Annotated in this window: 4 protein-coding genes; all 4 read right to left on the bottom strand. The window is 31.5% G+C overall.

Annotated elements, in window-relative coordinates:
* Positions 1-13: 13 nt before the first annotated feature.
* The gene (locus ACKI67_RS03995; protein ID WP_407462097.1) at positions 14-2,794 is read right to left on the bottom strand and encodes an AAA family ATPase; all 2,781 of its coding nucleotides are present in this window, start codon (positions 2,792-2,794) and stop codon (positions 14-16) included.
* A gap of 8 nt (positions 2,795-2,802) precedes the next feature.
* Positions 2,803-4,119, bottom strand: coding sequence for an exonuclease SbcCD subunit D (locus tag ACKI67_RS03990; RefSeq protein ID WP_407462096.1), 1,317 nt, complete (start codon positions 4,117-4,119; stop codon positions 2,803-2,805).
* 125 nt (positions 4,120-4,244) lie between these two features.
* Entirely contained in the window at positions 4,245-5,753 is a 1,509-nt protein-coding gene (locus ACKI67_RS03985; RefSeq protein WP_407462095.1) for a helicase HerA-like domain-containing protein, read from the bottom strand.
* Positions 5,754-5,829: 76 nt separating this feature from the next.
* Positions 5,830-6,406 (bottom strand): DNA double-strand break repair nuclease NurA (locus ACKI67_RS03980; RefSeq protein WP_407462094.1); only part of this gene is annotated, 577 nt, incomplete at its 5' end.

The following is a 6,406-nucleotide window of genomic DNA, read 5'->3' as shown; positions in this document are numbered from 1 at the left end:
AATAATACTGTTTTTAACTGTTAATTTCAACTTTGGAAATTCCATCTTCTTTTGTAACTCTAATTAGAGTATCTGCAGCGTTTTCCAATTCAGTGTCGTGAGTTACAATAAGCATTTGTGGAATTACAGACATGCTGCGTAAAACAGAAATCAATTCCTGCCTTCTAAAGCTATCCAAATGAATTGTAGGTTCATCCAAAAGAATTGTTTCAATATTTCCTTTAGACATTGCCTGTGTAATACCCAATCTCAATGCAAGAGCGATAGCAATCTTCTCTCCACCACTGACCATTCCCAAATTAACTTCACCTTCAGGACCGAAAATGGAAATGTTGTACTCGTTATCCAATATCAAGTCAGAATAGTTGAAATTGAATTTCTCAAAGAATTCTCTAGTGAACTTTTGAATTAATGGTCTGGACTGGCTTCTTAAGTCTCCTTGAATACCATCCTTACCGTAGAGAGTTCTAAAGTCTTCAAGCAAGGAGTAATATTCCTTAACATCAATGTATTCCTTTTTATTTTTTCTGTTGGTTTCAATACGCTCTTCAATTTCCTTAACTGAATTTTCATAGAGCACTAAATTATTGTCATTAACAGCTATCTGTTGGGAATATTTGTTGAATTTATCATTTAGCCTATCAATCAGGAATGTCATGTTCCTATAGTTTTCCTCATTGTAGCTTGAAGTTTCAATTGCCTTATTGATTTCAAGAATTTCCTTTTCCTTAGCTTCAATCTCTTCCTTATTGGCTTTTAATTTTCCTTCATATTCCTCTTTACCTTTAATTGATCCCATTAAAACATGATATTTGGTATCCTTTAAAGTCAAGTCATTAATCATTTCATCGATTTCTTCTTCACTTAATTCCAATGAAAGCTGGGAATCAGAGGCTATGAAAGCCTTAATCTTTTCATCTTCACTTTTGATATTGCCTGAGACGGTATATAATTCATCCTTGATTTTTGACTCATCTGGATAGGATTTAAGAAGTGTGTTAGCTTCCAAATACTTCTTATGATGGGATTCAAGGTCATTGAACTCATTATTTTTAGATTCAATGATTTTATCCAATTGCATAAGCTCTTCTTTTTTGCCTTTTAGTTCATTAATTTTCTCATCTACTGTCTCAAGACTTTTTGTAAACTTATCCAAATCTCCAACCAAATGTTTGTTCTGATATATCTTTGTTTTAATTGAATCTAGCTTTGATAAATTTGTATCTTTCAGTGATTTATCATTATTTAATTTAGTGACAATTTCATTATTTTCATTAATCTTTTTAGTATTGGTAGATATTGTTTCCTCATACATATGAATGAGTTCATTTTTCTTATCTTCGCTAATATCTGACTGGCAAACTGGACATTTGTTTTCAACTTTCTTAATGTCAGACAATGGTTCATCCAAAGATTTGATCTCTTGGCGTAAACTGATTGACTCCTTATTCAATGTTTCCAATTCACCGTTAATACCATCAATCTCATTTCTAAGGTTTGTCCTAAGACCTTCAACAGTACTCTCCAATACATTCAAATCATCAGTGGTTTTAATTGGATTGATATCTTCTTCAAACTCAGCTAAAACCACTTTGGAATCATTATAGAAAGTATCCAAATCTTTGTTATGCTGATCAATATCCCCTACTAATGTGTTTCTTTGGGATTCCAATTCATTTATCTGTTTCAAATCTGCAGATAATTCCACTTTCTTATTGTTTAAGGCTTTTATTTCACCTTCTAAAGTGCTGAATTTTTCATGATTTTCTCTTTCAGACTCAATTGTTGATTTATATTCACCAATTTGAGTGATAATTTCTTTTTTATTAGTTTCTTCTTCTTTAAATTTATTTAAATTGCTTAAAGAATCTTTAAACTCCTTATAAATCGGGAGTTTTTCACTGAATGGCTTTAAAAGATTCATTTCATTTTCATTTCTTAAGATTTCATCATATTTCTTAGTCAAATCCTCTTTTGTTTTCTTCAATCCATTAAGATTCTCTTCTTCATGCTTTAGCTTAATCTGCAGAGTTTCATATTCCGCCTTTTGCTTGTCCAAATTTTCTTTTTCCTGATTCTTTATTTCAATGTCCTTTTTTAGAACTTCAAACTCTTCTTTAAGACCATTATTCTTTTCTTTTAAATTAAAATGCTCTTCTTTAGCTTTTTTAAGTTCAAAATTAAGCTCAGATTCAGGTTGTATCCTATCTTCCAAAACCGCTTTTCTTGTTTTGTACTCTTCGCTGATTCTTGGAAGATTATCATAAGCCTTTTCCAACTCTTCAAGTTTTAAAAGCTTTCCAATTAACTTTTTACGAGTTGCAGGAGTCTTATCAATCAAATCAGAAATTTCCCCTTGTCTAATATGAATCGCATTCAAGAATGTTGAAGAATCCATGCTTAAGATAGTTTCTATTTCATTATCGACTTGCTTATTTCCAGAAGCAAGCATCACATCCCTTTCAGATGTGATTTCATATAGGTCAGAGGTTGATTTTGAAGATGATTTATTTAAGGTAACACCTCTTTCCACCCTATAAGTATGTCCATTTGAATAAAATGTGAGTTTCACCATCATTTCCATTTTTTCATTGATGTTCTTGTTTGATCTGACTAAATCAGTAAGGGTTTTAGTGCTGTATTCCTTAAATAATGCAAATGTAATTGCTTCAAATATTGTAGACTTCCCTGCACCATTCTCTCCAACAATTAAGCTGATGCCTGGATTAAAGTCCAATGTAGTGTTAGCATGAGATTTAAAGTTTTTTAATTCTAATCTATTAAATATCATCATATCCTCCCCTAAAAGTCATCAAAACTCATCTGCTTTGATTTTGAAGAATCTTCATCATTAATTTCTTCATCAGCAGCATTCAAATTCTTATCTAAATAATCATCTAAACTGTCAGATTCCTTAATTTCTTCAGCATCTTTCATTTTATTCATATTTAAGTCTGAGTCATTTTCTTCCTCTGCATGGTAATGTTCACTATAATATCTATCAGAAATTATTTTAGCATCATCAACTCTTCCAATAGACAAATCATCCAATAGGTCAATGGATAAATTTCCAGCATCTTTTCCATATTTGTCATTGACTTTCATACGCAATAATGTTCTTGGATCCAATATATTATCAGGGTTAATTTCCTTTTCTTCATCCCTAATCTTGTCTGGCTTAAAGCTTGGCCTTAGATTTAAAACACTATTTCCAATTGTTTCTTTAATAATTTCATAAACTTCAGCACTTTCAAAGTCACCGCCAACAACAGTCAAATCAACCATAGGCTTATTCTCTAAAGATTCAATTTCCTTCTTCATGATGGCAAGACTTTCCTCAAGTTTGTTATAGTCAATTATTTGATTATAGAAATTTCTTGGAAGGTCTATCTTCACTCTTTCAATTTCTGGTTTTTTATCACTTAAATCCACTACAACAAATCCTTTACCATACTCTCTATAATTATCATTATTTTCACTGGTTCTCCATATCTCCATAGATCCAGGATAAACCAATTTGCCTTTACCGAAGTCCTCTTCAATGTAATTATGAATATGTCCCATAGCATAATAGTCAAAATTCTTAGGCATTTCATCCAATTCAATTTCATGAGTGTCCTCATGCATCCATTTATCAATACCCTGGTGAGACACTAAAATTGATTTAAGATATTTGTCTGCAATCCCTGATAATTTACTATATTTTTCTCTCAAAACATCCCCTTGAGAACTAGGCACATATGGAGTTCCACAGATTAAAACTCCTCCTTGTGTATAAGCAGGATTATCAGGACTGATTAATTTAAGTCCTAAATTCTTAAATAAAACCAGTGGAGGCTTTGCTCCTTTTCTTAAGATTGAATCATGGTTTCCAGCAATTGCATAAATAGGTATTTTTTCATCGTTTAATCTGAGCAATGCTTTCTGGAAAGCAAGTAAAGCTTCTGTAGATGGTCTGTTGTTATCAAATAAGTCTCCACTATGTATAACAAAATCTACATCTTTTTCTATTATTTTATCTATATTCCTAACAAATACATCATAAAAGTCAGTTTCACGATCCATTAGGCCAAATTGTCTTGATCCTAAGTGGCTATCTGATAAATGTGCAAATCTCATATATTTCCCCCTGTATTTTTTTTAATTATTGTTTAAATGATTTTTTTTAAAATTTTTTTAAATTAATTAGTTTTAAATTATTAGTAAAAATGATAAGGATACCGTAATTTATAAATCTTTGTAAACTAATATCCTCCACTTAAATCATCAAATTGACTTAATTGCAATTGTAAAGATTCCTGTTCTTTTTCTTTATTTGTTTTCCATTGTTCAATGATATCCAAGTCTCCACCACGTTGTCTTCCTTTGAATTCATTGATTTTGACAAGTGTTGGAACCTTTGTCATAAGCCCTAAAACCAAAGCTTCACCTATATTCAAGGAAGGCAGTTGTTTCACTAAATCTTCACTAAGGCTTTCACTTGCAGTTTGAACGTGTTTTTGGTCTTTTGGCTCAACAAGCCTTAGAATTATCATGTTGTTGGCTTGTGATAATGTTTCAGCATCAACAGATTTAGGAGATTGGCTTACCAAGCAAAGGCCTAAACCAAATTTACGACCTTCTCTAGCTATACGTGTAATCCAGTATTTGCTGTTGCTGCTTCTGTTTTGAGGAGCTAAAATATGTGCCTCTTCAACTACAAAGAACAATGGATAGGATAATGCGTCATTATCGTTGTGTCTGACATATTGTTTTCTGCTTCTAAGAGATCTTCTAAGCACATGAGCAACCAATACTTCAGCCATATTCTCATCAACTTGTCCTAAATCAAGAACATTAGCCATTCCAGGTTTTATTTGAGTTAGGAAGTCACCTATATTAACGTTTAATAATCTGTCATATTTTACATTCAAATCCTCTATCTTATTGATTACATCCATAATGTTTTTCTTGTTGCTGGCATCATAATCTTCATCATTATACCAGTTATCAAGGATTCTGTATAATAATTCTATAAAATCAGCAGTGCTTGCAGTTCCCTCTTTCACCAATCTTCTAGCTTCGTTAAAAGCTCTTCTAAAGTATCTTTCTTGCAAAGGAGCATTGGAAGGAATGCTTGCCAATTTCTTAATTTCTGAAAATTCCATATATTGAGGGTTGATCATAGGTTCTATAACATTTACTTTACCATTGGTGAATTCAGCGTCAACATATTCTGAATGCATATCAAAGATAAGCATACAACCGTTATACTCCAATAAACCGTCAATGATAACAGATACAGTGTTTGACTTACCTGCACCGGTCATAGCAAGAATCGCCAAATGGCGTGAAACCATCTTATTTATATCAACACCCACTTCAACATCATCATTGTTGATGAGGTGTCCAAGTTTTAAAGAGTTTTCAATATGGAATATCTTCTCAAGTATATCACTTGGAGCAAGATAAATAGGAGTTCCAGGAGGTGCAGGAGTACGTGGTAACTTTAGATTGTCATTTACGTCTCCAAGAATTGTTATTTTTCCTTTAATATAGTAATCGTCACCTTCGATTTCCCTAATCTTTGCAATTGTATCCGGGTCATATATTTCATTATTCAATGAAACGCTTCCACGAACCATTGTTTCTATCATTCCAAGGATAATCTTTCCATCATATTCAAGTGTGACATATTCACCTACTTGCGGCATTTCTTTTGAAATAAAACTTACTTCAATAAGAGATGTCTCTCCTATACATCTTCCAATCATATTTTAAACCTCTAAAACTCAAAATTTTTTATTAATTTATAATATTACCTTCAATTGATATCTTAATTTAATAATCTTAATTTAACATTTCACGCCCACTTTTATCTAAAAATCCAATAATCTTAGATAAGCTATTCATATCCTGATTTGAAATAACAACATCTTTATGTGCTTTTTTAAGTAAAAAAGGATATCCTTCTGTTGAATTTGATTTAAGAATTTTTAAAATTTCTCTTATTTCATCTAAATCATCAGTATAATAAGGCAATTCTATCTTAATTATGTTCTTATTGTCATCCAATCTTGCAAAGAATATTGTAAACCAAAGATCTCTGAAGAATTCGTTTTCTATAGGAAAATCATGCTTTGTTTTATAGGTAACTTTCCTATAATAAGGTTCGCTGAATCCTTGTTTTTTAGTCATTCCATCTAAAATAGCCATATCTGGAATATTTGCATGGAAAAGTTCATTGCTTGAGGATGTTTTGGAAATTGCAATTATTTTCTTTTTGTTTTCCAAAAGATATTTTAGGGCAATCAAGTTTTCCAAACTCTCCAAGAATGTTATTAAAGCATATTCATCAATATTTTCATCTTCAAACAAGTCTTTAAATTCTTCCTTGAAGTTAAAAGAAGACAGATTTAGTTCATCT

It is taken from the genome of Methanobrevibacter sp., assembly GCF_045577275.1.
GTDB lineage: Archaea > Methanobacteriota > Methanobacteria > Methanobacteriales > Methanobacteriaceae > Methanobrevibacter.
The sequence above is the reverse complement of the archived record's forward strand: the minus strand, read 5'-3'. Positions and strand labels throughout refer to the sequence as shown.